This window comes from Kitasatospora sp. NPDC001309 (assembly GCF_042896295.1).
GTDB lineage: Bacteria > Actinomycetota > Actinomycetes > Streptomycetales > Streptomycetaceae > Kitasatospora.
Genome location: NZ_JBIAXC010000014.1, coordinates 98215 through 123547 on the forward strand (window position 1 = coordinate 98215; position 25333 = coordinate 123547).

A 25333-nucleotide genomic window follows, 5' to 3' on the forward strand; every position below is an offset into this window, starting at 1 on the left:
TTCGGCCCTCGACCGGCCCTCGACCGGCTGTCGCGCGGCTCTCGACCGGCCTCGACACCCCTCCTCAGACAGGAGTACCACCATGTCCGAAACGCCTCGGACCACCGACGTCGCCTCCTCGGACGCCGACCTGCTCACCCGCACCGCGAACGCCGTCCGCGAGGCGGGTTCGGCGCTGCGCGAGCGCTTCGGCGAGGTGGTCCACCACCGGACCCGCGAAGAGCTGATGCACGCGCTCGCCGCCAACGACGACACGGCCCTCGCCATCCTGCGCCCCCGGCTCACCCACCTGCGCCCGGACGCCCGCTGGGTGGAGGACGAGCTGGACGGCGGGGCGCTGCCGCCCGGCGAGTGGTGGGTCGTGGATCCGGCCGAAGGCAACGTCAACCACCTGCACGCCCTGCCGGAGTGGGCGGTGACCGCCACCCTCGTCCGCGACAACCGGCCGGTGCTCACCGTGGTCCACCTGCCGTTGACCGGCGAGACCTACACCGCGCTCACCGGCGCGGGAGCCCACCTCGACGGACGGCCGCTCCACGTCTCCCCCACCGCGGACCTCGGCCTGGGCATCGTGGCCACCAGCCAGGCCCGGCCGGACGAGGACGAGACGGTCGTACGGCGCGTCGGCTCCTCGATCACCGCGATGCTCTTCGACGCGCTCGTCGTCCGCACCGCCGTGCCCGCGACCCTGCACCTGGCGAACGTGGCCGCCGGCCGCATCGACGCCTTCTGGCAGTTCGCCGGCGCCCGCGCAGACCTGCTGCCCGGGGCACTGCTCGTCACCGAGGCCGGTGGACGGATCTCCGACGCCGAGGGCCGCCCCTGGACCCCGCAGAGCGGGAGCTTCCTGGCCGCCGCGCCCGGCATCCACGCCGAGGCCGTCGCCACGCTCTCCCGCTGACCCGCACCACTACCGCACACACGGAAGGACCACATCATCATGACCACGATCGCCGTTCTCGGAACCGGCCGCGTCGGCGGCAACCTCGCCGCCGCCCTCACCCGGGCCGGGCACCAGGTGGCCGTAGCAGACCGCACGCCGGGCGCCGCCGCCGAAGCCGCCCGGACAGCCGGGATCGTCATCAACGCCACCCCGGGCGCCGGCTCGCTGGACCGGCTCATCGCCCTGCGCGAGGAACTGCGCGGCACGATCCTCGTCGACGTCTCCAACGCCACCACCGACGGGCCGGACGGACTGCCCGCCGACCTGCTCTACCCCGGATCGAGCCTCGCCGAGCAACTCCAGGAAGCACTCCCCGAAACGCGCGTCGTCAAGACCCTCAACACCATGCTCTTCCCGGTGATGACCGCGCCGGCCACACTCACCCGGCCCCCGACCGCGTTCCTCTCCGGCGAGGACCCGCAGGCCAAGCAGACCGTCGGCGACCTGCTCACCGACCTCGGCTGGCGGAAGGAATGGATCACCGACCTCGGCGGAATCCGGACCGCCCGCGCCACCGAGGCCGCGATCCTCTTCGTCCCGCACGTCATCCGCTCCAGCGGATTCACACCCTTCGCGATCTCGATCGCCCGCTGACGTCGCTTCTCCGGTCACCCGCGCGATATCCCGTTTCGAAGTATCGCCATACTGACGCCATGCACAACACCTCCCACCCAGTGGTCCGACAGGCGCCGTTTCCGTTCCCCGACGGGCGGTTTCCGCCCGATCTCGGCGCCGTGGTCCAACGGACCGTCGGGGAAGGACGCCTGCCGGCGCTCGTGGTCGTCCACGACAGCGACGGCGACTGGCTGATCGGGGACAGTGTCAACGATCCGAACCTCCCGGACGCCAGCGGGCTGTACTGCCTCGCCTGCCTGGTGGAGGGGGATGCCTCCATCTCCGAGACCGCGACCCTGCCGCCCGGCTTCGCGGCCTACCGGAACGGGCCCGGCCTGCCCTGGACGATCGAACCGTTCCGCTACGGGGACGGCGAAGGCTGAACGTCGGGCTCACAGCTGGAACTCAGCCGTGGAACCGCAGAGGTTCTGGATGTCAGGGGCATCCGGTTGGATGAGCACGTGGCTGTCCATGACGTAGCTCGCCAACTCCCCTCCATCGCTGACCTGCGGAACCTGTGCCGCTCACTGGCGATGCTCGACGCGATCTTGAGCCCGGACTGGGAGGGCCGGTACCACTCCTTCAACGCCGGCTGGGCCGACGGCGAGGAGATGTCGTCGATGCGCAACGGGTCGGGCGACGAGTACTCCATCGTGTTCTCGGCGGCCGGGGCCTATATCCGCGGTTTCGACCACGAAGCGCCGATGAGCCCCTACCGCAACGATGGTGAGCCCTGGCCGGGAGTGGTCGACGAGGTCCCGGAGGTCTTCAAGCCGTTCGTCGAGGAGCCGGCGTTCACCGACGAGGACGACGTCCCCGTCGTGACGGCCTGCCTGTGGCGGGAGGCAACGGATGACCGGTGGCGGCACGGCGTGATCGACTTTCCCTCCGGGTGTTCCGACCCCGACGGGGCAGCGGGTCTGTTCGAGCTCCTGGTCGACCGTTCGCCGGAGGCGTTCCAACGCTTCGCCGAGGACTACTACGAGGTTCCCGTGGACCTGGACGCGGTGCGCGACGTGTATGCCCTGCGACCGCTGAGCCAGAAGCTCGTGTCATCGCTGAACGGGGAGGTCACCCTCGCGGACCTGGCCGAGGACATCGCCGAGATCGGCTACCCGCGGCCGGGCCGGGACGGGATCTGAGTTTCCATCGTCGGAGACGCGTCACCGTCGGCCGCGCCAGCGGGAGCGCCCTCCGCCCGAGGCCCTGACGGAGGGGCCCGGTCGCCCGCGGGGCGGGCGACCGGGTGGTGGCACGGCGGGAGTTGGCGAGGGGTCGGCCGTGCGGGCCCGGCTCAGGGGAAGAGGAGGACCTGGTACGTGCCGTCGCTGCGGGTGACGGTGGACGTGACCCGCCAGCCGGCCGGGACGGAGTAGCCGATGATCCGGCCGCCCGGCTCCAGGATCACCACGTAGGCCATGGCCGTCGTGCCGTGCGGGGCGCCGCCGAGGTAGCTCACCACCGCGGTCTGTCCGTCGAGCAGGCCGCCGACGAGCACCCAGCCGGCCGGCAGGCCCTGGTTGGCGAGCAGGGCGACCCTGGCTCCGAAGGGGGCCCCGCCGAGGTACTCGATGAGCTTGTCGTGGTTCGCGGCGTTCTGGCTGATCACTGCCCAGCCGGCCGGGACGGGGTTGTACAGCGGGATCCGCGTCTGGGTCCCGAAGGCCGGGGTGGCGGCGGGGGCGGGGTGCGCGGCGGCCGGGGCGGGGTGCGCGAGCGGGGCGGCGCCGGCGGTACCGGCGCACCCGAGGAGCAGGGCGAGGACGGTGGCGCAGACGGCCAGGGCGGAGGTTCTTCGACGCATGGCGGTTCCTCTTCCGTGAGGACGGACGGGGTGGCACGTGCCAGGCTTCACGCTCCGCCCCGCCGGCACCGGGCGTCAACGCCGTCCGGCGCTTTGCCGGGGGCGCAGTGGCGCACCGGCGGCGGTCGGCGGTTGCGGACTCTGCGCCCGCACCCGACCGGTGGGTCGTCGCATCGTCGGCGCTGATCTGTGGCGGGGGCGGGGCGGGGGCAGGGGCCTCGCCGCCGTCCACCGGGGGCAGACGCCCTCCGGCCTCGGGCTATAGTGCGCCGGTGCGAGTACTGGTGGTCGAGGACGACGAGGACCTGCGCTTCGCCGTGGCCGCGGCGCTGCGCGGCGGCGGGCTGGCCGTCGACGAGGCGGCGGACCTGCCGGCCGCGGACGAGGCCCTGTTCGTCACGGACTACGACTGCGCGGTGTTCGACCGGATGCTGCCCGCCGGGGACGCCGTCGACTACGTCCGGCGGCTGCGGCGCGACGGGCGCACCGTCCCCGTGCTCTTCCTGACCGCCCGCGACACCGTCGCCGACCGGGTGGACGGCTTCGCCGGGGGCGGCGACGACTATCTGGTGAAACCTTTCGCCATCGCCGAGCTGGTGGCCCGGGTGCACAGTCTCTGCCGCCGCAGCGGGACGGTCCGCCCGCCCGTCCAGCACGCCGGCGACCTGGAGATCGACATGGCCCGCCGCCAGGTCCGCCGCGCCGGTGTCCTGCTGGTCCTGACCGGCAAGGAGTTCGCCGTCCTGGAAGTGCTGGCCGCCCGCGCGGACCAGGCCGTCTCCCGCGCCGAACTCATCGAGAAGTGCTGGGACGAGATGGCCGAGCCGAACTCCAACGTCGTCGAGGTCCTGGTCTCCCAGCTGCGCCGCAAACTGGGGGACCCCTGCCCGATCGTCACCGTCCGCGGCCTCGGGTACCGCCTGGCCACCGGCGGCGGCACCGGGTGCTGACCGCCGAGGCCCGGATCCGCCGCCTCCGGCTCCGGTTGACCGCCCTGTTCACCCTGACCAGCGCCGTCGGCCTGGTCGGACTGACCGCCTTCGCCGTCCACAGCGACACCACCGCGCGCAGCCGCCAGCTCGACACCGAACTGCGGATGCTCGGCAGCACGGCCGTCACCCAGCTCGGCTACGACGAACAGGACCAGCTCTTCGTCCACGACCTGCTGGACACCACGGACACCAACTGCCCCCAACTGACGGTCCTGGAACGGACCTCGGGCCGCTACACGGTGGCGCACGCCCCGCGGACCCCCTGCATACGCGCCACCGACGCCGACATCCACGACCTCGCCGTCCGCGCGGCCACGACGAACGCCACGGTCGAGGAGGAGCGCCGGGCCCAGGACGGCCGACCGGTCCGGCTGCTCGTCCGGCCCTTCCCCGGGCCGGACGGTGAAACCCCCGGCGGCGCCGTGGTGGTGGCCGCCAGCACCGCCACCGACCCGGCGCAGCACCAGCTGCGCGTCCTGCTGATCACCGGCAGCCTGGTGCTGGTGTCCCTGTCAGCGGTGGCCGGGCACCTGCTGGCCGGCCGCGCCATCCGCCCCGCGCTCGCCACGCTCCGGCTCCAGGAGCAGTTCCTCGCCGACGCCGCCCACGACCTGCGCACCCCGGCCGCCACGCTGCGCGCCCTCGCCGCCACCGCCCTGCGGGAAACCGGCCTGCGGGAAACCGCCCTGCGGGAGCCCGGCCTGCGGGAAACCGCCCTGCGGGAGCCCGGCCTGCGGGAGCCCACCCGGCCCGGCGACGCCCAGCCGCAGGACACCGTCCGCACCAGTGCGCTGCAGCGCACGGAACGCCTGGCGGCCCGGATGGGCGACCTCGTCGACGGGCTGCTCACCCGGGCCAGGCTCGTGGCGGGCATCAGCGCGCCCGTGCGCGAGCCCCTGCGGCTCGACCAGCTCGTCGAGGCGGTCGTCGACGACACCGACACCGGCGGGCACCGCGTCACCGTCCGCACCGAACCGGCCGTCGTCACCGCCGACCCGGACCTGCTGCGCCGGGCCGTCGCCAACCTGCTCGGCAACGCCCTCGCCTACGGCCACGCCCCGGGCGCGCCCGCCGACATCCACCTCCGCGTGACCGGCGACGGCGTGGTCACGGTGGACGACAGCGGTCCGGGCGTGCCGCCGGAGCTGGCCGGCTCGCTCTTCGAGCGCTTCCGCAGCGGCTCCGGATCCTCGGGGCTCGGCCTGTCCATCACCTCCTGGGTCGCCCACGCCCACGACGGGAGCCTCACCGTCGGGACCAGCCCCACCGGGGGCGCCCGCTTCACCCTCCGCCTGGGCGCCGGCTCCCGGCCCCCGGGGCCGCTGGGTCGGCGGGATCCTCACTAAAACTTCAGGCAGCCCGGGGCAGGGTGGCGGCAACGCCGACCCCGGGAGCCACCCCATGACGTTCACCACCCCCCGCAGGCACGCCGTGCTCGTCCTCGCCCTCGCCGTCCTCGGCGGTGCCGCCCTCACCGGGTGCGGCCCCGACGGGCCGGACGGAGCCGCTCTGAGCGGGAGCCAGGGTCCCGTGCCCCGCGCGCTCGGCACCTTCTACGGGCAGAAGCCGACCTGGAACGCCTGCGGCGACCTGGAATGCGCCACCCTGACCGTGCCGATGGACTACGCCCACCCCGAGGACGGCAGGACCTTCGTCCTCCCGCTGGCCCGGGCCCGCGCCAAGGACCCCGGCGCGCGGATCGGCTCCCTCCTCGTCAACCCGGGCGGTCCGGGCGGATCCGGGGTGGCCATGCTGGAGGGCGGCGCCGTGGACTCGTTCGGCGCCCGCGTCCGCGCCCGGTTCGACATCGTGGGCTTCGACCCGCGCGGGGTCGGCGGCAGCACCCCGGCCGTCGACTGCACCGGTGACGACGCCGCCCCCGGCACCGGGGACAAGCCCGACGGTACCGACGGCGCCGGCCGTCCCGACGGCGCCGGCGGGGAGGCCACCGGCGGGCTCTACCCCCGCACCGACGAGGAGCGCAAGGCCGCACTCGCCGACGCCGACCGCACCGCCCAGGCCTGCAAGGCGCGCAGCGGTGCCATCCTGCCGCACGTCGGAACCCCGGACGCCGCCCGCGACATGGACGTCCTGCGGGCCGTACTCGGCGACGAGAAGCTCTCGTTCCTCGGCTTCTCCTACGGGACCAGCCTGGGCACCTCCTACGCCGAACTCTTCCCCCGCCGCGTGCGCGCCCTCGTCCTCGACGGTGCCATCGACCCGGCCAAGGACTGGTACCAGCGCTCGGTGGAACAGTCGGCGGCCTTCCGCAGTGCCGTGGACGACTACGCCCAGCACTGCGCCGAAGTGGCCAAGGAGGCCTGCCCCGCGGCCACCCCCGACGGGATCCGCCGACTCGTCGACGACCTGTACGAGAAGGCCGCCAAGCAGCCGCTGCCCGTCCCCGGCACGGCCGACCACGTCGACCTCCGCACCCTGCACACCGTGATCACCATGTCGATGTACACGCCCGAGGACCAATGGGCGGACCTCTCCGAGGCGTTGAAGGCCGCCCAGGGCGGCGACGGCACCAAGCTCGCGGAGCTCGCCGGCGGCGACCAGGCCGGCCCGGACGACCAGAGCGGCCAGGGCAGCCGGACCGCCGGCACCCACGGCCGGAAGGCCTCGACCCGCGGCCCACGGCCCGCCGACGCGGAGCGCGACAACTCCGACGACGCCTTCACCGCCGTCAACTGCCTGGAGGTCTCCCACCCGCGCGACCCCCAGGCCTACTGGGAGGCCGTCGACCGGTCCTACCGGGACGCCGGGGTCTACGGTCCCTCCGGCGTGGTCGACGAACTGGTGTGCCACGACTGGCCCGCCGCCCCCCGCGAACCCCACAGCGTCGACGCCAAGGACGCGCCGCCCGTCCTCGTCGTCGGCACCACCGGTGACCCCGCCACCCCGTACGCCGACGCCCAGGGCCTGGCCCGCCAGTTCCCGGCCGGCATGCTCCTGACCTACCGCGGCTTCGGCCACACCGCCTACGGCCGCAGCAACGCCTGCGTCGGCGACGCCGTGGACGCCTACCTCACCGAGCTGCGCCCGATACCCACCGGCACGACCTGCTGACCGACGTCCCCGCGGCCGGACTCCCGAACGGCCGGCAGGCACCGCCGCGCCACCGGCAGCGCCGACCGCGCGGAGCGCAGGCAGGCCACCGGCACGCACCCGGTGATGCGACTCGAACGGACCGGTGGATCAGCGGTGGCGGTCGTGGTCGGCCGGCACGTCGGCGGGAGGACCTGCAGCACCGCCGAGGAGCAGCCGACCAGCGGGACCAGGCCCAGCGCGGTCAGGACCAGGGCGAGGGCACGGCGCCGGTGAGGCGCTCGACGGCGTGGCCGGGCGTCCGGGGTGCCGGGGCTGTGACCGCCCGTCACCAGCGGGTCGGGGGTGCTCCGGAGGGTCTGCCGCAATTCCCTGCTCCGTCCGTTCGGGCCGCCTGGTGCGGGATGCGAGTCTCGGTGAGGCGGCATGAGGATTCGATGAGGAGTGCGGGCACCCCTGCTGATCCGCGGCTCGCTAGGTCGAACGCAACGCGTCCGTCGGTGAGGCCTTGGCCGCGCGCAGGGCCGGGTAGATCCCGGCGACGGCGGCCACCAGGACCGACACCAGTGGTCCGGCGACCAGGACGGGCAGGGGGATCGTGGCGGGCCAGCCCTGGGCGAGGGCGTAGCCGTAGACGGTGAGGCCGCCCAGCAGCAGGCCGGCGAGGCCGCCGAGCAGGCCCATCAGGACGGCTTCGAGCAGGAACTGGACGGCGATCTGTCCGCCCCGGGCGCCCAGTGCGCGGCGCAGTCCGACCTCGCCGCGGCGCTCCATCACACTGACCACCATGGTGTTGGCGATGCCGACGCCGCCGACGAGCAGGGCGACCGCGGCGAGGGCGAGGACCAGCCCGGTGAGGGCGTTCTTCGCCTCGGACCGGGCCGTGAGCAGGTCGGAGGGGCGGCTGACGGCCACGGTGTTCGGTCCGGCGGGGTTGGCGGTGGCCGCGGCGACGGCCTGGACGTCGGGGACGCGTTCGGGATAGGAGCGCAGGTAGACGGTGGCGGCGGTGCCGTCCGCGCCCAGGTGGGCCGTGGCCTGGGGCCAGCCGACCAGGGCGGCGGTGCCGATCTCGGGCGCGAGTTCGTTCGGGGCCAGGATCCCGGTGACGAGGAACGACTGTCCGCCCAGCCAGACCCGCTCACCGGGAGCGGTGACGCCGAGCCGCTGGGCGGCCCGGTCGCCGAGGACGGTCACGGGCAGGTTCTCGCTCGCCGCGTCGAGCCAGCGTCCGCTGCGCACGGTGGTGTACAGGACGTCGAGCAGGTTGAGCCGGGCGGCGAGCACGGTGAGGCTGCCGGTCTGCTGCGGCGGGACGAGGTCGTTGCGGTAGACCTGGGCCTTGGTGGCCCCGGTCGCGGTCACCTGCTGGACGGGGGCGATGTCGGCGAGCATCTTCTCGGCCGTGGGCGGCAGTGGGACCGGTTGCTGGTCGGCGCCCTTGCCGGGGGCGACGGTGAGCAGGTTGGAGCCGAGCTGGTCCAGGCGGGCCAGCAGGTGGGCCTGGTTGGAGAAGGAGATCCCGGTGACGGCGATGACGGCGGCGATGCCCAGGCAGATGCCGAACGCGGACAGCGCGGAGCGCAGCTTGCGGGTGCGCGGCCCGATCATGCCCAGGCGCAGCAGATCGGTCGGGCGCAGCCGGCTGCGGCGCGGGCGGTGTTCGTGCTGGGGGCGGTGTTCGTGGTGGGGGGTCACAGGCCGGCTCCCGCGGGGTCGGGGTGGCGCTCGTCGAAGTCGATCCGGCCGTCGTGGATGCCGATGCGCCGGGGGAAGGAGGCGGCCAGTTCGCGGTCGTGGGTGATGACGACGACCGTGGTGCCGTCGGCGTTCAGGGTGCGCAGCAGGTCGACGACGGCCGCGCCGGAGACGCTGTCCAGGGCGCCGGTGGGCTCGTCGGCGAGCAGGAGCGCGGGGCGGCCGACGAGTGCGCGGGCGATGGCGACGCGTTGCTTCTCGCCGCCGGAGAGCTGGTCGGGGCGGTGGTCGAGCCGGTGGCCGAGCCCGACGTCGCGCAGCGCCCGGGCGGCGTCGGCGCGCCGCAGTGACGCGGGGGCGCCGCTGTAGAGGAGGCCGGTGGCGACGTTCTCGACCGTGCTGAGTCCGGGCAGCAGGAAGAACTGCTGGAAGACGAAGCCGATCCGGTGGGCGCGCAGGGCGGCCAGTTCGGGGTCGGAGAGGTCGGACAGGTCGCGGCCCTCGAAGCGCAGTCGTCCGGTGGTGGGGCGGTCCAGCGAGCCGAGCAGGGCGAGCAGGGTGGACTTGCCGGAGCCGGAGGGGCCGACGACGGCGAGGAGTTCTCCGGGGGTGACGGTGAGGTCGATGCCGTGCAGGATGCGCAGCGGCGGTGACCCGGGGTACTCCTTGGTGACGCCAGTGAGTTCCAGGACGGGGGGCGCCGTGCCGGTCTGCGCCGGGGACTGCGCCGCGGGCTCGGTGTGCGGGTGGTGGGGCGTCACTTCGGGATCACCACCTGGTCGCCGCCGCGGACGTCGCCGGTGATCTGCGCCTTGGCGTCGGCGACCAGGCCGAGCTGGACCTTCACGAGCCGGGTGGTGGCGTCGGCGCCGGCACCGTCGACGACCCTGACGCCGTAGCCTCCGCCGTCCAGGGCGACCAGCGCGGTGACGGGGACGATGAGCGCGTCCTCGGCGGTGTCGCCGACCACGTTGACGGTCACCGAGGAGGGTCCGGCCTGCTGGGCCTTCGCCTGGTCGTCGAGCGTGATGGTGACGGTGGTCTTCTCCGGGCCCGCGCCGCCGCCGGAGCCTCCCGGGCCGGCGTCGCCACCGCCCCCCGCGCTCTCCCGCAGCAGGGAGCGGATGCGCCCGCTGATGGTGGTGCCGTCGGCGAGCTTCACCACGGTCGGGCCGTTGGGCTTGAACCGGGAGAGCTGGTTGTCGGCGGGCTTCACGGTGGCGACGAGGTCGGTGCTGCTCACGGTGATGATCGCGGTGGTGCCGACGGCCGAGCCGAGTTGGGCGCCGACCTGCTGCACCCGGACGGCCTGCTGCGGCAGCATGACGACGCTGCCGAGGGTGACGGTCCCGGTCTGCTGCGCGCCGAGGGCCTTCTGCCAGCGTTTGACGGCGGTGGCGGTGCCCTCGGTGAACTTCCGGTCGGCGGCCAGGCCGAGTCCGTCGGCGTAGCCGAGGTCGATCAGGTTGCGCTTGAGCTGTCCGACGTCGGGGCCGTCGCCGACACCGGGGCCGAGGTCGCGCCACAACGGCCGTTCGCCTCGCAGCAGTACGACGGCCTGACCGTCGACCTCGTAGAGCTTGCCGCCCGCCTTGACCACGGAGCCCACGGCCGGGAGGGCCGTGAGCGTTCCGTGGCCGGCGGCCACGACGGGGGTGGGCGCGTCGTAGGCGAGGGCGCCGCCGACCTGGATGCCGCTGGACAGCGATCCCTTCTGCACCACGACGGTGTCGTGGCCCGGGGACGCCTGACCGGCGGCCGACGTGCGGTGCTCCCAGGGGCGGGTGACGGCCAGCGCGCCGGCGCCGCCGATCGCGGCGACCAGGGCGAGCGAGACGACGGCCCTGCGGCGTGGGCCGCGGGTGCGGGCGGGCGGTGCGTCGGCGGGGGCGTCGGCGGGGGCCGGAGCGGGACCGGGGGTTTCGGTGGTGTGGTTCACGGTCACTCGCCGATGTGGTAGCCGGGCATCGGGAGCTTGCCGCAGGCCGGTTGGACGGCATCCCACTTGGCCATGTCGAACGAGGCCCGGGGGATCTCGAGGATGCCGTTCTTCGGGTCGGGGTCGGGCAGGTCCGGATAGCCGTTCTTCCTCGCGCACGCGACGAACGCGCGGGCCATCTCGACGAACCGCTCGTGGTTCTTCAACGTGACCTGGTGGATCCCGGGGACCTTGGCGTCGCAGATCTTGGCCGCCGGCTCGTAGTCGCCGGCCGAGCCGGAGTCGGTCCCGGCGGCCGGAACCCCGATGTTGCCGTCCTTGTCCTGCTGGACACCGGTCTGACCCTGCTGGTGCATGCAGTCCACCCACGCCTTGCGGACCGCGGCGTCGTCCTGCGGCGCGCTCCTGCCCCCGTTGCCGTCACCCGCCACCCGGGGGGCCTGGTCCGCCGAGGAGCACCCGCTCACCATGAGTGCCACCGCCACGGCGGTCGCCGCCAGTACGGCCCGTACGGTCGTCTCGGTACGCATGTCCTGCTCTCCCTGCTGGAGTCGGTGCTGACCCGAGCAGTTCTACGGACCGGCCGGTGAGCCACCGGTGAGCGTGCGCCTAACCGTCGGCTAACGCCCACCGGGGCATCCTTGATCCGCCGGGCCGCCGCGTGTGCCGCAGCCGCGGCCCCCAGCGGATCCGAGCGGAGTGGGACCAGATGCGAGTACTGATCGTCGAGGACGAGCGGGAGCTGGCGGCGATGCTCGCCGAGGGCCTGCGCGCGGAGGGGATGGTCTGCGACATCGCCCACGACGGCGCCCGCGCGCTCGAAATGACCGCCGCGGCCGACTACGACGTGCTGGTCCTGGACCGGAACCTGCCGCGGCTGAGCGGGGACGCCGTCTGCCGGGCGCTGGACACCGCCGGCTACCCGGCCCGGATCCTCATGCTCACCGCCGCCGGCACCCTGTCCGACCTCGTCGACGGCCTCGGCAAGGGCGCCGACGACTACCTCGCCAAGCCGTTCTCCTACCTCGAACTGGTCGCCCGGCTGCGCGCGTTGGCCCGCCGCACCCCCACCGGCACCACGGTGCTCAGCCGGCACGGCATCAGCCTCGACACCGTGCGCAGGGTCGCCGAACGCGACGGCCGGCCGTTGCGGCTCACGCCCAGGGAACTCGGCGTCCTCGAACTGCTCCTGGCCGCGGACGGCGCCCCGGTCGCCACCGAACAGCTCCGCGACAGACTCTGGGACCCAGCACTGGACCCCGCCACCACGGCCGTCCGGGTCACCGTGCACTCCCTGCGCCGCAAGATCGGCGAACCGCCGCTGATCACCCACGACCCCGGCTACGGGTACCGGCTGTGAGGCGACCCCGCACCGAACCCCGCACCGGACCCCGCACCGGCCGCCGACACGCCCCGTACGCCCTGCCCCTGCGCACCAGGCTGACCCTGGCCACGACCGCGCTCTTCGCCACCCTCGGCTGCGGCCTGCTCCTGCTGAACTGGTTGAGCGCCCGCCAACTCCTGGAGGCCAACCGCAGTCTGGTCGTCCCCACGCTCGCGCAGGCGACCCCGGCGCCGCTCGAACCCGAGCCCACCGGCCCGGCCATCGGCGCCCCCACCGGCTTCCCGTCCGGCGCCGACACCGTGCCCGCCGCACCCACCACCCCCGCCCAGGGGTTCGCCGATTTCCAGCACACCGTCCTCGCCGACCTGCTGACCCGCTCCCTGCTGCTGCTCGCCGCGTTCACCGTCCTCGCCGCGCTGCTCGCCTGGTGGGCCGCACGCCACTCCCTGCGCCGCCTCCACCAGGTCACCGCCGCGGCCCGGCGGATCGGCACCGGCCGCGCCCTGGACGAACGGCTCGGCCTCACCGGCCCGCACGACGAGGTCCGCGAACTCGGCGACACCTTCGACGCCATGCTCGACCGCCTCCAGCGCAGCTTCACCGCCCAGCGCCGCTTCACCGCCCACGCCTCGCACGAACTGCGCACCCCGCTCACCCTCCAGCGCACCGCGCTGGAGATCCCGCTCGCCCAGGGCCGCGTCCCCGCCGACCTGCTCCCCGCCCTCCGGCGCGCGCTCGACGCCAACGCCCGCACCGAACGCCTCATCGACGCGCTGCTGACCCTGGCCCGCGGCGAGAGCGAGCACCTCACCCCCCACCCCGTCGACCTCGCCGACACCGCCGGGCACGCCCTCACCGACCTGGCCGACGAGACGGCCGCCGCGGCGGTCACCGTCACCACCGCCCTCGACCCCGCACCCGTCACCGGGGATCCCGCCCTGCTGCGCCAGGTCGCGCTGAACCTGCTGGCCAACGCCGTACGGCACAACCACCGCGACGGAACGGTCACCATGACCACCGGCACTCGCGGCGCCCGGGCCTTCATCGAGGTCTCCAACACCGGGCCGACCCTGGATCCGGACGAGATCCCCGCCCTCTTCGAACCCTTCCAGCGCGGCCCGGAGCACCGCACCGAAGGCGCGGGGCTGGGACTCGCCGTGGTCCACGCCGTCACCCTCACCCACCACGGCACCGTCACCGCCGTCCCGCGCCCCGACGGCGGCCTCACCGTCCGGGTCGAACTCCCGCTCCGCGATGCCCCGGAGACCGGGAGCGGCCCCGCCTGAGGACGGGGCGCCGCCTCGACGAGCTGACGGCGATCGTCCGGAGCGCGCCGCCGTCACGGCTGCGGCGTCACGGCGCCTTCGTCGGGGTGTCGACGAGGAGGTCGAAGGCGAGGCCGCTGGAGCCCTCGCCGCGCCCGGCGCCGCGAGCGGCGCCGAGCCACACGCAGACCCGTCCGTCGCGCCACCTGGTCCGGTGGTAGGCGACGGTGAGGCGGGTGCCCGACTGCGGCACCTCCTCCTGGTTGACGAAGTACGCGTGCGGCGTCGTCGCGTCCAGCCCCTCCCGCAGCAGCGAGGTCCTCGGCTGGACGGGCGGCAGGACGCCGACGACGTCGGGCATCGCCGCGCGCTGGAGCTGGATCGTGCGGTTGTCGCCGGGCACGTGCACCGGGATGAACGGGATCCAGTTCTCCGGGACGGAGTTCATCGCCTCGTAGGCGATCGGCGCGAGCGGCCCGTCCGGTGGGGCCGGCGGGTGCAGCCGCAGGTGGTACGCCTGGATCTCGGAGGCGACCTCGCTGCCCCGGCGGCCCTCGCCGGTGGCCTGCGGGACGGTCAGTTCGATGCCCCAGACCAGGTCGGCGTTCTCGTCGCGGACCAGCGACACCTCCTCCAGCGACGGGCCGTCGGCGATCTTCGGCACGCTCGCGGGCAGCAGCAGGCCGGTGTCCGCGGCGGTGGCGGGGCCGGCGCCGACCGTGTCGAGGGTGAACATCGACCAGCGCTGCCAGTCCTCCTCCCGCCCGGTGCCCGCCGGGGTGATCCACAGCCGCTGCCCGAACACGTCGGTGATCGCGAGGCCCTGGATCGACGCCAGCGTCCCGACCGGCAGCTCGCACGGGAGCTGGAACCAGTCGTTGCTGTAGACCAGCGCGAACTCCAGGAAGATCAGCCGGGCCAGGTCCGTGCTGTCCGGCGACACCGCGGCGAAGTTGGTGCCGCCGTCCTCCACCGCCCACCAGCGCGACAGCGGCATGCCCGAGTAGCGCAGCCGCGCCGGGAACACCGTGCGGTTGATCGGCGGGGGCGGCGGCTCGGTGCCGCCGACCGGGGCGGTCGGGTCGTTCGAGAAGGCGTACCAGTCCAGTTCGCCGCCCGGGTACTCCCGCGCGGTGAGGACCTTCTCGGCCCCCGAGGGATCGGTGCCGGCCACCGAGAACCGGTGCTCCAGGCGGCGCGGGTCCCAGGCGTCGTCCGCCTGCGGCTGGTCGATCAGGTCGTCGAACCAGGCGACCAGGCCGTCGCCGAGCGCGTCGAGCGCGGCACCGTGCAGGTGCAGCAGGTCGTCGACGCCGTCCGAGGCGCGGCCGCCGTCCTTGATGTGCCGGTAGAGCAGGTAGCCGTCCATCCGGCGCCCGGCGACGGCTTGCAGGGTCGCCCAGACCTCCGGGTGGGCGACCCGGGGGGCGTCGCCGTCCCGGGTCGGGTCGGGCAGGGCGACCGGGTACAGCCGGACGTACTGGCCGCGGAAGTCGAAGGCCACGCTGCCCAGCAGCGGGTCGCTGCCCAGCAGTTTGAGCCACCGCCGGCCGATCGACAGCCGCAGGTCGAAGGCGATCCGGTCGGCGCCCGCCACGAACGGCACCGCGCGCCGCTCGGCCAGGGCCTCCAGCGGCCGGTCCGGCGGGAGCGGTTCGGCGGCCCCGTCGGCCGGGCGGAAGCGGCTGGGCCGGGCACCGGCGATCGAGTAGGTCGCGGTGACCGGGGAGCCGGCGTCGCTGCCGCGGAACTCGCCGAGCTGCCACTGCCGGGTCAGCAGCCAGAGCGGGTCGCGCACTTCGGCCCGCAGCGCCCGCGCGAAGTCGGTGGTGCGCGGCCGGCCCTCCAGCCGGTTCCAGATCCCGACGGTCGGCCGGGCCCGGTCGGTGAGCGCCTGCGCCAGGTCGTCGATCCGGGGCTCAGTCATGGGCGGCCTTCCAGCGCTGGTTGGCGATCGCGAGGTCGGTGGAGATCGTGATCGGCTGCCGGGTGGCGGACAGGACGGTGGCCGGCAGCAGTTGGGCGTAGGCGGTGCCGTCGAGGTGCTCGGGTTCGACGCCCCGGGACTTCGCCAGGTCGAGGGTCTCCCCGATCGCGGCGATCAGGTCGTCGGTGTCCCAGGTGCCGGTGCGCACCGGCGGCACGACCAGCAGCATGGCCTGCGGCGGTTCGGAGTCCGGCCCCTGGTAGTGCACCGCGATGCCGGTGGTCTCGCGTTCGGCGGGGACGACCTCCGTCCACTCGTCGAACAGCAGGCCGACCCGGGTGGGCGGGGGGACGAGCGGGTCGGGTGCGTAGTGGGCGGTGAACAGCACCTTGTCCTCGGTGATGGTCGTGCCGGGGGCGAACTCCATGGCCAGCCAGTGGTCGTCCGGCCGGTACGGCAGCTGGATCGGCGTCAACTGCGGTTCGGCGGAGCCGAGCAGGTCGCCGAGGAGTCCGCCGGGCCCGCGCAGGGCGTCGCTCAGCAGGACGGCCTTCTCCCACAGCCGGGGCTTCTCGCGGACCCGCGCGATGCCGTGCGCCCAGTCGTCGACGGGGAAGTCCCGGCCGAACGGCGGCCGGGTGAGGTGCCGGACGAGCTTGTCGCTGTCGCCGAGGGCGTTCTTCCAGTCCGCGGCGAGCTGCGGGTCGGGGGTGAACTCCGGTACGGCGAGGACGTCCTGGCCGAGGAGGGCCTTGAGCGCCTCGATCGCCGCGCCGACCTGGTCCGGCCCGGTGACCGCCGCGTCGTGGTCGGCCAGGGCCTTGTCCGCGGCGGCGAGCCGGGCGAGGATCTCGGTGCGCAGCGCGTTCGCGCGGTCGAGCAGGTCGCGGCCGAGCAGGACGACCCGGTCCTGGAAGGGCTGGAGGCTGAGGTCGGTCGGGTCGAAGTCGGTCAGCGGGAGCTTCGCGGCGACCTCGGCGAGCAGCGCGCCGAGCGTGGTGCTGGCCGTCCCCGCCTGCGCCCTGAGCGAGCGGAGCTTGAGGTCGAAGGCCTGCCGCCGGTTGGCGACGACGAGGCGCAGCTCCGCGGGCCGGGCCGGCAGCGGCGCGGTGGGCCGGGTGGCGATCAGCCGTTCCGCCTGTTGCAGCAGCCGGAAGCGCTCCGCGTCGGAGGTGCCGGCCGGCAGCCTGTCGTAGCCGGCCAGCAGCGCGTCGGCCTTGGCCAGGGCCGTGGTCATCCGGGTGGCGGCCCCGGCCACGGCGGTGAGCACGTCGGTGAAGACGCCGCGGCGCCACAGGGCGAGTTCGCTCCAGCCGCTGCGGACCGTGCCGAAACCGGAGGCCGTGGTGACCAGGCCGGCGTACCCGGTGAGCAGGGTGTCGATGCCGGCGAAGATCTTCGGGCGCTGGGGCGGGGCGCCCGCCGGGTAGAGCGGTGCGAGCGCGGCGAGGTAGGTCTCGACGTCCTTGCGCAGGGCGTCCAGGGAGGCGCGTACCGCGGCCGGGCGTTCCCGGGGCAGCGAGACGGCGGTGTCGGCGGCCCGGTCGGCGGGGGCGGGCCCGGCGGCGGGCACCAGGTCGCTGGGGCGCAGCGGCCGGGCGGTGGTCAGCAGCGAGCGCAACGCGCCGATCAGCAGGGAGAGTTCGAAGAAGGTGACGGGGTCGAGGAGCTGGCCGGCGGCCGGGCCGGTGATCCGCTCGGTGTAGCGGATGGTCAGTTCGGCGTCCGGCCGGGGGTTCTCGGCGGTGATGACGACGCCGACGATCCGGTCGTCGAGGTCGGTCATGACGCTCTCGCCCGCCGGGCGCAGCGCCCAGAGCAGGTCGATCGGTTGCAGGCCGGTGTCGGCCTGGCTGACGGCGCGGCTGCGGGCCAGTCCGGTGACCGGGTCGGTCCAGGTGACCAGGGCGACGACGGAGGTGGGCGGCGGGAGCAGGGTGGGCAGCCAGGCGTTGACGGCGGGTTCGGCCTGGGCGCGCGGGGTGGTGCGGGTCAGCGGCGGCACGCCGTGGTCGGGGGCGAGGCCGGGGGTCAGCCGCAGGCCGAAGCGGTGGGTCAGGGTGGTGCCGCTGCGGGGTGTGGTGACCACCGCGGGTTCGGGGGGCAGGCCCTCCTTGGCGTACGCGTCGAGGGTGGTGGAGGCGCGTTCGTGGTTGCCCAGCAGCGCCTGGTGGGTGCTCTCGGCGACGGCGAGGTCGGCGAGCGCGTCGTGGACGTCCAGCAGGTCCTGGACGGCCTGGTCGACGACGGCCTGCTGGTCGGGGTTGACCGCGGGGAGGCCGTCCAGGCCGAAGGGGTACGTGGCGGGGACGTTGTTGCGGGTCACGTGGCGGACCAGGGCGAGGCCGTCGACGACGTTGTGGGCCTCGATCTGTTCGATCGCGAGGGGTTTGGACGGGTCGGGCCGGTCGGCCTGCTGCGGGACGGTCTGCGCGATCCGGCCGGCCCGGAGGGGGAACCTGAGGCGCAGGGCGGAGATCAGGAAGTCGACCTCGGCCCGTTGGTGGCTGTCGTGCAGGGCGCGTTCCAGCCGGTAGCCGAGCAGGGCGCCCAGGGACTGGCCCTGTCGCATGCCGTCGAGCAGGCCGAGCGCGATCCGGACCCGCCCGGAGCTGAGGTTGACGGCGAACGAACCGGGGTTCTGCGGTGAGCCGTTGGCGAGGTAGCCGGCGCGCAGGACGGCCGCGGTGCGGGCCTGGCCGGGGGACGGCGCGTGCAGGTGGCCGCCGTTGCGGTCGTCGTGCACCAGCGGTTGGCCGCCCTGGAAGACCTGGGCGAGCGGGCCGGTCAGGGTGACGGGGGTGAGCTGTGTCCCGCTGGGACGGACGGACTCCAGCCAGCCGTACGCGCCGAGGTGGAGGCCGCGTTCGGCGGGGGCGGTGCCGTCGGGGCCGTACCGCAGTTCGGCGAGCCGTTCGTTGGCCAGGCCGAGGCGCCAGGCGTCGAGCCGGTAGGTGGCGCAGTCCAGGTGTTCGGCCAGGACGCGTTCCAGCCGGGCGGTGGGCAGGGTGGCCAACAGGTCGAGGGCGGCGGCCTGTTCGGCCAGCCGGGCGGTGCCGGGGGCGGTGCCGAGGACCCGCGGGATGTGGTCGACGACCAGGCGGCGCGGGTCTCCGGTGATCTCCGGTGCGGGCGAGTAGAGCCGCCGGAACCGGCTCTCGCTCGGGAGGGTGCGGCCGGGCGCCGGGATCCTGATGTGGATGAACGCCGGGTCCGCCGCGGCGATCTCGGCGGGGCTCGCGATCCGGGCGGCGATGGCGAGTTCGGTGGCGGCGTCCGCCCAGCCCAGCAGCAGCGCGTGGCGCAGCAGCAGGTAGAGCAGCGCGGACGGCCGGTCGTCCGCGGGGAAGCCGGCTTCGGTGCGGATGGTCTCCAGGTCGGTGCGGGCGTGTGCGGCCAGCCACTGGAGGTAGTTGGCGCCGTCGGCGGTGTAGGGCCGGACCGGGTCGGTCTCGGAGAGCGGGCGGTCGTCGACGGAGGGGGCGAGCAGCGGGTGCTGGGTGTCGACGAAGAGGCGGCGGATCAGGTCCGGGTCCTGGGCGGGGCCGCTGTCGGGGTAGCCGAAGCGGGTCAGCAGGGCGCGGATCGGGCCGGGCATGTTCAGCCGTTCCAGGGCGGGCAGCACGGTGGAGCCGAGCGCGCCGAGGTTCTCCCGGTTGAAGACGTCCTCGACGCTCTGGGCGTACCGCTGGTAGTACTCGGCGGAGGTGGGGTGCAGGGCGAGGATGTCCAGCAGGTGCTGGTGGGCGTCGTCGGCCCGGCCGCCGAGGTGGGCGACTCCGGCGGCGGCGGCCTGCCAGTCGGCGGCCGCGGCCTGGAGCACGGTGTGCAGGCCGCGCCGGTGGGCGGCGGTGGGCGCGGTGTCCGGCCAGGCGAGCCGGGAGAACGCGGTGGTGGGCAGGATGCCGTAGGGCTGGCGGCCGATCCGTACGGTCGGGACGGGGCCCCGGCCGGAGACGTGGCGGAGGTGGAACTGCCGGGTCTGCTCGACGACGTCGCGGCCGAACACCGGGTGCAGCGTGGTCTGCAGGTGGTAGCCCCAGGTGGCGGGCCACAGGGCGGTGTGGGCCGCGCGGGCGTCGCGCTGGTCGGTGCCGTCGGCGTTGGGCATTCCGGCGAGGTCGGCGGGGTCGATGCCGAGCAGTTCGGCGAACCACTGGCCGTCGGTGCGGGCCGTCCAGTCGGTCCCGGCGGGGGCGGCGCGCAGTCCGGCGGCGGAGCGCAGGCCCGCGTCGGCCTCCTGGGCGCGGTCGAGGCCGGCGGGTGCCTGGGTGGTGTTGTTGGTGGGGGTGCCCTGGGGCAGCAGGCTGAGCCCGGCGGGGCTGCGGAGTTGGCGGGTGAGCAGGGCGGTGAGGTCGGCGGCGGACTGGTCCGGGGTGGACTGCCGGCGCAGGCCGAGGACCACCAGCCGGTCGAGTCCGCCGGCGAGGTCGGCGGTCAGCGGGATCCGGAAGCCCATGCCGACCGTCACGGCCCGGTCGAACTCGATGAGCCAGCGCAGTGCGTCGGGGACGGTCAGCACGCCGGTGCTCTCGTCGACCGTCAGGTCGGTGGAGGTCGGGTCGGGGCTGACCGGCAGGCTCGCCGGGACGGGCCGGCCGTCGATGTCGACGACCTTGCGGCCGCCGGCCCAGCCCAGCACCCGGAAGCGGTCGGGCAGCAGGCCGGCCCTGGCCGCGACCGTCCAGGATGTGGGGGCGATGCCGTCGGCGGGTGGGCGGGGCACGACCAGGAAGGCCACCAGTGCGGTGCTGCCGGTGTCGAGCGGGGCCGCTTCGATCCCGGCGGGCCGGCGGGCGGCGATCGCCGCCGCCCTGGTCGGGCCGACGGCGGCGAGCAGCGCGGTGTCGGCCGCCCGCAGAGCGGCCCGGTCGCCGCGGGCGCGCCAGACCGCCGTCCAGTGGTCGACGGTGGGTTGGCGGTCGGCCGCGGGGAGCGCGGTGTCGCTGCGGACGACCAGCACGGTGGTGCCGGCGGGTACCGGCACGGGCCGGTCGGCCGGGTCGGCCGGCCGGTGGTCGCGCAGTAGCCAGCCGGCCCGGCCGGCGGCGATCCGGCCGACCAGTTCGTGCCAGGCCGCCCGGTCGCCGACGGGGTCCCCGCCGGTGCGCCACAGGGCCGTCCAGTACGCGTCGAGGGCGGAGAGTTCGGCCTCGGTGGGCCGGGGTTCGAAGGAGTCGACCGCCCACTCGTCGGGGAAGACGCGGACCAGCAGGTCGGTCGCGGTGAACCTGGTCTCGATCCGTACCGGGCCGAGCAGGACGGGGTAGTCGTCGCTCAGGGCGTTGTCGGCCATACCGGGAGCATCTCCTGTGCGTGGATGGCGACCATGACCGGCGCCCGGAAGAGGATGTAGGCGATGTCGGCCGAGCTCAGCCGGGAGTACCAGAGCGGCAGGGCGCTGTCCTCGGTGCGCTGCTGCTGCTTCTCCAGTTCGTCCGGGGAGCCGTCGAAGGGCGCGAGCGGGACGTGGGTGGCGTCGGTGAACTCGACGAAGCCGAGGTGGTCGGGGTCGACGTGCTGCCAGGTGAGGTCGTTCCAGACCTTGACGGGCGGCAGCGGGCCCTCGGGTTCGTCGACGCCGAAGCGCGGTTCGCCGGGGCGCTCCTTGAGGACGAAGAACCAGCCGGGGTCGCCGGGGGGCCGGCCGCGGGCCTCGGCGGCGTCGAGGTCGAAGCCGAGCAGGTAGACGTCGGGTTCGACCTTGGCCTCGTAGAGCGGCAGCCGGATCAGCTCGGCGGTCGGGTGGTCCTCGTCGGGCAGCGGCGCGGGGACGCGCTCCCCGGTGGTGACCGGGTTGCCGTCGGCGTCGAGCGGCCAGGCGGCCCGGTGGGCGTACACCGCCGTGTTGGGGTACTTCTTCAACAGCTCGCCGCGGATGACGAGCACCAGGTCCTCCTTCTGCGGGGTGCCGGGCGGCTTCTGCGGGGTGCCGGGCTGCTGCCGGTTGTCGTTCTGGCCGAGCAGCGCGGCCGGGCCCCAGCGGTGGACCGGCTGGATGTCGTACAGCCGCTCGCGGCGCTCTTCGGGGGTCTCGCCGAGCTGCGGGAGCGCCGCGCGCGGGTCCCAGAACTGCCGGAACGGGGTGCCGCGTTGGTCGGTCGGGTACTCGCGCCAGAGCAGTTCCCGGGCCATCTCGTGGTTGAGGCCGACCAGGAAGGACTCGATGAACCGGCGGTTGTTGGCCAGCAGGGTGATCGAGTTCGCCGGGATCAGGTCCAGGTGGGGGACGAACACCTCCACCGAGAGGTCGATCAGCGACTGGTACATCGGCAGGTCGATCACCGGGTAGGCCATCGCCTCGATGAACTCCTCGGCGAAGGGCCGCAGCCGCTCGGGCACGTCGACGGAGCCGAGCAGGCTCCTCGGGACGGTGGTGTCGGAGCGCAGCCGGGCGAGCACCGCGTCGGTGGTCCCGGCGACGCCGAGCCGCTCCCGGGGCACCGGCCGGCCGACGGCGGCGGAGGCGTCCCAGCCGTCGTAGAGCTCGTGGAGCGCGCCCTTGTACCGCTGGGCCTCCGGGCTGTCGACGGTGCCGCCGGTGGTCGGCGGGACGGGGTCGCCGATCTCCTTGAGGACGAAGTCCGGGCTGTTCGGGAGGGAGCCGACGGGGTTGGTGGTCCCCTGGGCCGCCCGGGCGCCGCTGCCGGGGTGGAGCACCTGGTCGAGCTGGCCCGGGGTCACCAGGGCGGCCGGCTTGACCTTGGGCGCGGCGGCGGTGACCGCGCCGGTGGCGGCGTCCATCCGGGGCACCAGCGCCTCGCGGGGCTGCTCGGGCGGGAAGGTCAGCGAGCGCATCAGCCGGCCGCCGGGGCGGGTGAGCCGGCGCATCGCGGCGGACAGCGGGGCCGCCGCGACCTGGCTGGCCGCCACCTGGAAGCCGACGGCCAGTTGCTCCGTCAGTGGCTCCGCCGTGTCGTCCGCCCCGGCGGGCCGCTGCCCGGCCGCCGGGGCGGCGGCGGGGGTGGTGACCCGGGGGTGGGCGGGGGCGGTCAGGGTCAGGTACTTGCCGGTCGGCGGCGGTGCCACCGCGCCGGGCGGCGCGGTCGGCGGGTCCAGGTGCTTGACCTGGAGCCGGTGGCCGACCTCGCGGGCCAGGTGGGCCGCGCGGATCCGCGCGTTGGCCTCCAGGACGTCGCCGATCTGGGCCCAGGCGGCGTCCATGAACTCGTCCTGCCGGGCCTGGACGACCCGGGTGCCGAAGTTCGCGGCGACCCGGTTGCGCGGGTCGAGGTTGAGCCGGTGGACCCAGTTGCGGTTGGCGGGCGAGGGCAGCGGGTGACCGGCGTCGTCGACCAGCAGCTTGGAGGTGAGCGCGTGCCAACGCCCGTACAGCGGCGGGGTGATCACCGGGTCGACCCCGGCCGACAGCGCCCGGGCCTGCGCGCCGGGCAGGGCGGCGTGCGCGGCCGCCGGGGTGCGGTCCTGGTAGGCGTCGGCCAGGTTGACCAGGTTCGCCAGTGCCTGCTGGAAGGGGTGCGGGTAGGGCGCGGCGGGAGCCGGCGCGTCGTACCAGTTGTCCCAGTTCTCCCAGTCGTCGACCGGCCGGCCGGGTGGCCGGGGCACCTGGAGCGCGCCGCCGAGCCGGAGCACCCCGCCGATCGACGCCGGGGTGGTGATGGGGGGCAGGCCGGGGCCGGCCGAGCGGTGCACGTCCATGTCCCGGCGGCCGACCTCGTCGGCGGGGCGGCGCGGTTTCAGCAGTGTGACCAGGTAGCGGAAGTCGCCGTTGTCACTGGTGGTGAAGGACCACCGGAGGTAGTACGGCAGTCGGCCCTCGCCCTTGCGGTCGGGGTAGTGCGGGCCCCAGGCGGAGTACAGGGCGCCCGGCGCGAGGGCCGGGTCGAGGCCGAGCCCGGCCAGCCGCCCGGTCTCGAACGCGGGGACGAGGAAGGCCTCGTACGTCCGGTCGTGCTGGAGGTGGCGCGGGCAGACCAGCCGGGAGCAGGCCCGGTCCGGGTCGGTGCGCAGCACCTCGGCGAGGCTCTGGAGCACCGGGTCGCCGGGGCCGGAGAGCTCTCCGGCCACCACGGCGTCGTCCAGCGAGCCGTGGACGTGGACGTGCGCCCAGGCGCCGAGCTGGTCCGGCGGGGGCAGCGCGCCGGGGTTCTTGACGGTGACGAACGGCAGCGGGGCTCCCCCGGCGCCCTCCTCGAACTCGGCGGGCGCGCCGGTCGCGTCGGTCCTCGCGGCCAGCACGACGAGCGCCAGCCAGGGGGCGAGGCGGTCGGTGGAGCCGTCGGCCGCGGCCGGGCTGTAGCGCCAGGGGAAGTCCTCGTCGTAGAACTCGATGTGCGCCAGGTGGTTGGGCTCGATGTTGGTGGTGCCGGGCAGCGGCTCCCGCCGGGAGACCGCGCGGGGGTCGATGCCGACGACGTCGCCCGGCCCGTAGAGCTGCACCGGCCGCTCGACGGTCCGGCTGAGCGGGGTGCCGTCCAGGGCCTCGCCGGTCAGCAGCAGCTTGACCGGGACGGTGGCGCGCTCCGAGGTGCCCGGGTCGCCGGTGATCCGGGTGGAGAGGCCGGAGCGCAGCCAGGGCAGGAACGAGTAGCCGTTCGCGGTCACGCGCCGCTCCCGTCGAACAGTTCGGCGGCCGCGGTGAGTTCGGTGACCGTCGGGTCGGCGGCGGCCAGGCCGGAGCGGGCGGCGCCGCCGGCCGCGAGCACCCGGTTGTCGGGCAGCAGCGCGGCGGCGAAGCCCCACCGGCCGGTGAGCAGCCCCGGTTGGGTGCTCCAGGTGTCGGTGCCCGCGTCGTAGCGCAGGACGCTGCGGTAGCCGGCCTCGTCGGCGTCGCCGCCGGTGCCGCCGGCCACCAGGACCCGGCCCGGGCCGAGGGCCACGGCCCGGTGCCGGGCGCGCCCGGCGGGCATGTCTTTCGCGGCCGTCCAGGCGCCGGTGGCGAGGTCGTACTTCTCCGCCGTCCGCCGGCTGAGCGGGTCGAAGCCGCCGTCGTCCCCGGCGCCCGGTGCCCGGCCGCCGGTCACCAGCACGGTGGTGTCGGAGAGCGCGGTGGCCTGGTGCAGGGCGCGCGGGTGCAGCAGGTTCCCGGTCGGGGTCCAGGCCTTGTGGTCCGGGTCGTAGAGCTCGCAGAAGGCGAGCGCCGGGTCGAGGTCGGTGCCGACGGGGGCGGTGCCGCCGACCACCAGGACCTTGCCGTCCTTGAGCACCACCGCGGGGTGGCCGGAGCGGGCGTCGGTCATGTCGCCGACGGTCGTCCAGCGGGTGGCGTCGGTGGTGGCGGCGGGGTCGTACAGTTCGGCGGAGCGCAGGGCCCGGGTGGTCCGGCCGTCCCGGACGGCGCTGCCGCCGGCGACCAGCACCAGGTTGTTCGGCAGCAGCACGGCGCTGTGGCCCCAGCGGGCCTGGTTCATGGTGCCGGCCGGGGTCCAGGTGTCGGCCACCGGGTCGTAGACCTCGGCCGAGGCCAGGCCGGGCGCGGTGGAGCCGCCGATGCCGCCGGTGACGAGGACCTTGCCGTCGTTGAGCACGGTCACCGTGTGCAGGCGCCGGGGCGAGGGCTGGGTGGCGGTGGGCTTCCAGGTGTCGTCGGCCGGGTTGTAGACGGCGGCCCGCCCGAGTGCGGCCCCGCCGGCGTCCGCACCGCCGACGACCAGGACCTTCGTGGTGCCCTTGAGGACGACCGGCCCATCGTGCTGGCCGTACCAGGCGGTGGGCCCGGCCAGGTCGTGGGCGGCGGTCCACTTCGCTGCGGCCACCACGGTGGGACTGGTCATGGTGTCGAACCTTCCGTCGT

The 25333-nt window shown here is 74.8% G+C and carries 18 protein-coding genes; 9 read left to right on the top strand and 9 right to left on the bottom strand.

What is annotated here, in order from left to right; translation table 11 throughout:
• Window positions 1-82: 82 nt before the first annotated feature.
• The 4 genes from ACFY2K_RS16920 to ACFY2K_RS16935 all read left to right on the top strand — a co-directional run bounded on the left by ACFY2K_RS16920 (window position 83) and on the right by ACFY2K_RS16935 (window position 2700).
• Window positions 83-901, top strand: a complete 819-nt coding sequence (locus ACFY2K_RS16920; protein ID WP_387712066.1) for an inositol monophosphatase family protein — start codon at window positions 83-85, stop codon at window positions 899-901.
• Window positions 902-940: 39 nt separating this feature from the next.
• Complete coding sequence (locus ACFY2K_RS16925; RefSeq protein ID WP_380593620.1) at window positions 941-1537, top strand: NADPH-dependent F420 reductase; 597 nt, start codon at window positions 941-943, stop codon at window positions 1535-1537.
• Between the two features lie 59 nt (window positions 1538-1596).
• Window positions 1597-1941 (top strand): hypothetical protein, encoded by a 345-nt coding sequence (locus ACFY2K_RS16930; protein ID WP_387712069.1) that lies wholly within the window; start codon window positions 1597-1599, stop codon window positions 1939-1941.
• 78 nt (window positions 1942-2019) lie between these two features.
• On the top strand, window positions 2020-2700 hold the full coding sequence (locus ACFY2K_RS16935; protein WP_387712072.1) for a hypothetical protein: 681 nt from the start codon (window positions 2020-2022) through the stop codon (window positions 2698-2700).
• A gap of 152 nt (window positions 2701-2852) precedes the next feature.
• On the opposite strand, the gene ACFY2K_RS16940 is transcribed toward ACFY2K_RS16935, so the two are convergent.
• Window positions 2853-3362 (bottom strand): hypothetical protein, encoded by a 510-nt coding sequence (locus ACFY2K_RS16940; RefSeq protein ID WP_380593618.1) that lies wholly within the window; start codon window positions 3360-3362, stop codon window positions 2853-2855.
• Window positions 3363-3634: 272 nt separating this feature from the next.
• On the opposite strand from ACFY2K_RS16940, the gene ACFY2K_RS16945 reads away from it, so the two are divergent.
• From ACFY2K_RS16945 to ACFY2K_RS16955, 3 genes are read left to right on the top strand one after another with little or no spacing between them, the layout of a single operon-like run.
• Window positions 3635-4312: a response regulator transcription factor gene (locus ACFY2K_RS16945; RefSeq protein WP_380529735.1), complete on the top strand. Its 678-nt coding sequence runs from the start codon at window positions 3635-3637 to the stop codon at window positions 4310-4312.
• A complete protein-coding gene (locus ACFY2K_RS16950; RefSeq protein ID WP_387712076.1) occupies window positions 4306-5700 on the top strand; it encodes a sensor histidine kinase in 1395 nt (464 codons plus the stop codon). The genes ACFY2K_RS16945 and ACFY2K_RS16950 overlap by 7 nt, the downstream gene beginning before the upstream one ends.
• Before the next feature lie 55 nt (window positions 5701-5755).
• A complete protein-coding gene (locus ACFY2K_RS16955) occupies window positions 5756-7426 on the top strand; it encodes an alpha/beta hydrolase (RefSeq protein ID WP_387712080.1) in 1671 nt (556 codons plus the stop codon).
• 453 nt (window positions 7427-7879) lie between these two features.
• On the opposite strand, the gene ACFY2K_RS16960 is transcribed toward ACFY2K_RS16955, so the two are convergent.
• From ACFY2K_RS16960 to ACFY2K_RS16975, 4 genes are read right to left on the bottom strand one after another with little or no spacing between them, the layout of a single operon-like run.
• Window positions 7880-9103, bottom strand: coding sequence for an ABC transporter permease (locus tag ACFY2K_RS16960; protein WP_380644295.1), 1224 nt, complete (start codon window positions 9101-9103; stop codon window positions 7880-7882).
• Window positions 9100-9864, bottom strand: a complete 765-nt coding sequence (locus tag ACFY2K_RS16965; protein ID WP_387712083.1) for an ABC transporter ATP-binding protein — start codon at window positions 9862-9864, stop codon at window positions 9100-9102. The genes ACFY2K_RS16960 and ACFY2K_RS16965 overlap by 4 nt, the downstream gene beginning before the upstream one ends.
• Window positions 9861-11048 carry a peptidoglycan-binding protein gene (locus ACFY2K_RS16970; RefSeq protein WP_380529709.1) on the bottom strand — a complete coding sequence of 396 codons (1188 nt, stop codon included), beginning with the start codon at window positions 11046-11048 and terminating at the stop codon, window positions 9861-9863. The genes ACFY2K_RS16965 and ACFY2K_RS16970 overlap by 4 nt, the downstream gene beginning before the upstream one ends.
• Window positions 11045-11572 (bottom strand): hypothetical protein, encoded by a 528-nt coding sequence (locus tag ACFY2K_RS16975; protein ID WP_380529708.1) that lies wholly within the window; start codon window positions 11570-11572, stop codon window positions 11045-11047. The genes ACFY2K_RS16970 and ACFY2K_RS16975 overlap by 4 nt, the downstream gene beginning before the upstream one ends.
• A gap of 179 nt (window positions 11573-11751) precedes the next feature.
• On the opposite strand from ACFY2K_RS16975, the gene ACFY2K_RS16980 reads away from it, so the two are divergent.
• Window positions 11752-12402, top strand: coding sequence for a response regulator transcription factor (locus ACFY2K_RS16980; protein WP_387712087.1), 651 nt, complete (start codon window positions 11752-11754; stop codon window positions 12400-12402).
• Window positions 12399-13673, top strand: coding sequence for a sensor histidine kinase (locus tag ACFY2K_RS16985; RefSeq protein ID WP_387712090.1), 1275 nt, complete (start codon window positions 12399-12401; stop codon window positions 13671-13673). Before ACFY2K_RS16980 ends, ACFY2K_RS16985 begins: the two co-directional genes overlap by 4 nt.
• Before the next feature lie 67 nt (window positions 13674-13740).
• Here the strand turns inward: ACFY2K_RS16985 and ACFY2K_RS16990 are convergent, their stop codons facing one another.
• The 4 genes from ACFY2K_RS16990 to ACFY2K_RS17005 are packed head-to-tail and all read right to left on the bottom strand — an operon-like array spanning window position 13741 to window position 25313.
• A complete protein-coding gene (locus ACFY2K_RS16990) occupies window positions 13741-15579 on the bottom strand; it encodes a hypothetical protein (protein ID WP_387712092.1) in 1839 nt (612 codons plus the stop codon).
• Window positions 15572-20875: a hypothetical protein gene (locus tag ACFY2K_RS16995; protein ID WP_387712095.1), complete on the bottom strand. Its 5304-nt coding sequence runs from the start codon at window positions 20873-20875 to the stop codon at window positions 15572-15574. The genes ACFY2K_RS16990 and ACFY2K_RS16995 overlap by 8 nt, the downstream gene beginning before the upstream one ends.
• Window positions 20857-24144, bottom strand: coding sequence for a hypothetical protein (locus ACFY2K_RS17000; protein ID WP_387712097.1), 3288 nt, complete (start codon window positions 24142-24144; stop codon window positions 20857-20859). The genes ACFY2K_RS16995 and ACFY2K_RS17000 overlap by 19 nt, the downstream gene beginning before the upstream one ends.
• On the bottom strand, window positions 24141-25313 hold the full coding sequence (locus tag ACFY2K_RS17005) for a Kelch repeat-containing protein (protein ID WP_380532974.1): 1173 nt from the start codon (window positions 25311-25313) through the stop codon (window positions 24141-24143). The genes ACFY2K_RS17000 and ACFY2K_RS17005 overlap by 4 nt, the downstream gene beginning before the upstream one ends.
• Between the last annotated feature and the right edge of the window lie 20 nt (window positions 25314-25333).

Bases quoted from the DNA above. Each gene is read 5' to 3' on its own strand.
- ACFY2K_RS17005 (WP_380532974.1), bottom strand. From the start codon at position 25,313: ATGACCAGTCCCACCGTGGTGGCCGCAGCGAAGTGGACCGCCGCCCAC.
- ACFY2K_RS16990 (WP_387712092.1), bottom strand. From the start codon at position 15,579: ATGACTGAGCCCCGGATCGACGACCTGGCGCAGGCGCTCACCGACCGG.
- ACFY2K_RS16975 (WP_380529708.1), bottom strand. From the start codon at position 11,572: ATGCGTACCGAGACGACCGTACGGGCCGTACTGGCGGCGACCGCCGTG.
- ACFY2K_RS16995 (WP_387712095.1), bottom strand. From the start codon at position 20,875: ATGGCCGACAACGCCCTGAGCGACGACTACCCCGTCCTGCTCGGCCCG.
- ACFY2K_RS16920 (WP_387712066.1), top strand. From the start codon at position 83: ATGTCCGAAACGCCTCGGACCACCGACGTCGCCTCCTCGGACGCCGAC.
- ACFY2K_RS16955 (WP_387712080.1), top strand. From the start codon at position 5,756: ATGACGTTCACCACCCCCCGCAGGCACGCCGTGCTCGTCCTCGCCCTC.
- ACFY2K_RS16980 (WP_387712087.1), top strand. From the start codon at position 11,752: ATGCGAGTACTGATCGTCGAGGACGAGCGGGAGCTGGCGGCGATGCTC.
- ACFY2K_RS16925 (WP_380593620.1), top strand. From the start codon at position 941: ATGACCACGATCGCCGTTCTCGGAACCGGCCGCGTCGGCGGCAACCTC.
- ACFY2K_RS16930 (WP_387712069.1), top strand. From the start codon at position 1,597: ATGCACAACACCTCCCACCCAGTGGTCCGACAGGCGCCGTTTCCGTTC.
- ACFY2K_RS16940 (WP_380593618.1), bottom strand. From the start codon at position 3,362: ATGCGTCGAAGAACCTCCGCCCTGGCCGTCTGCGCCACCGTCCTCGCC.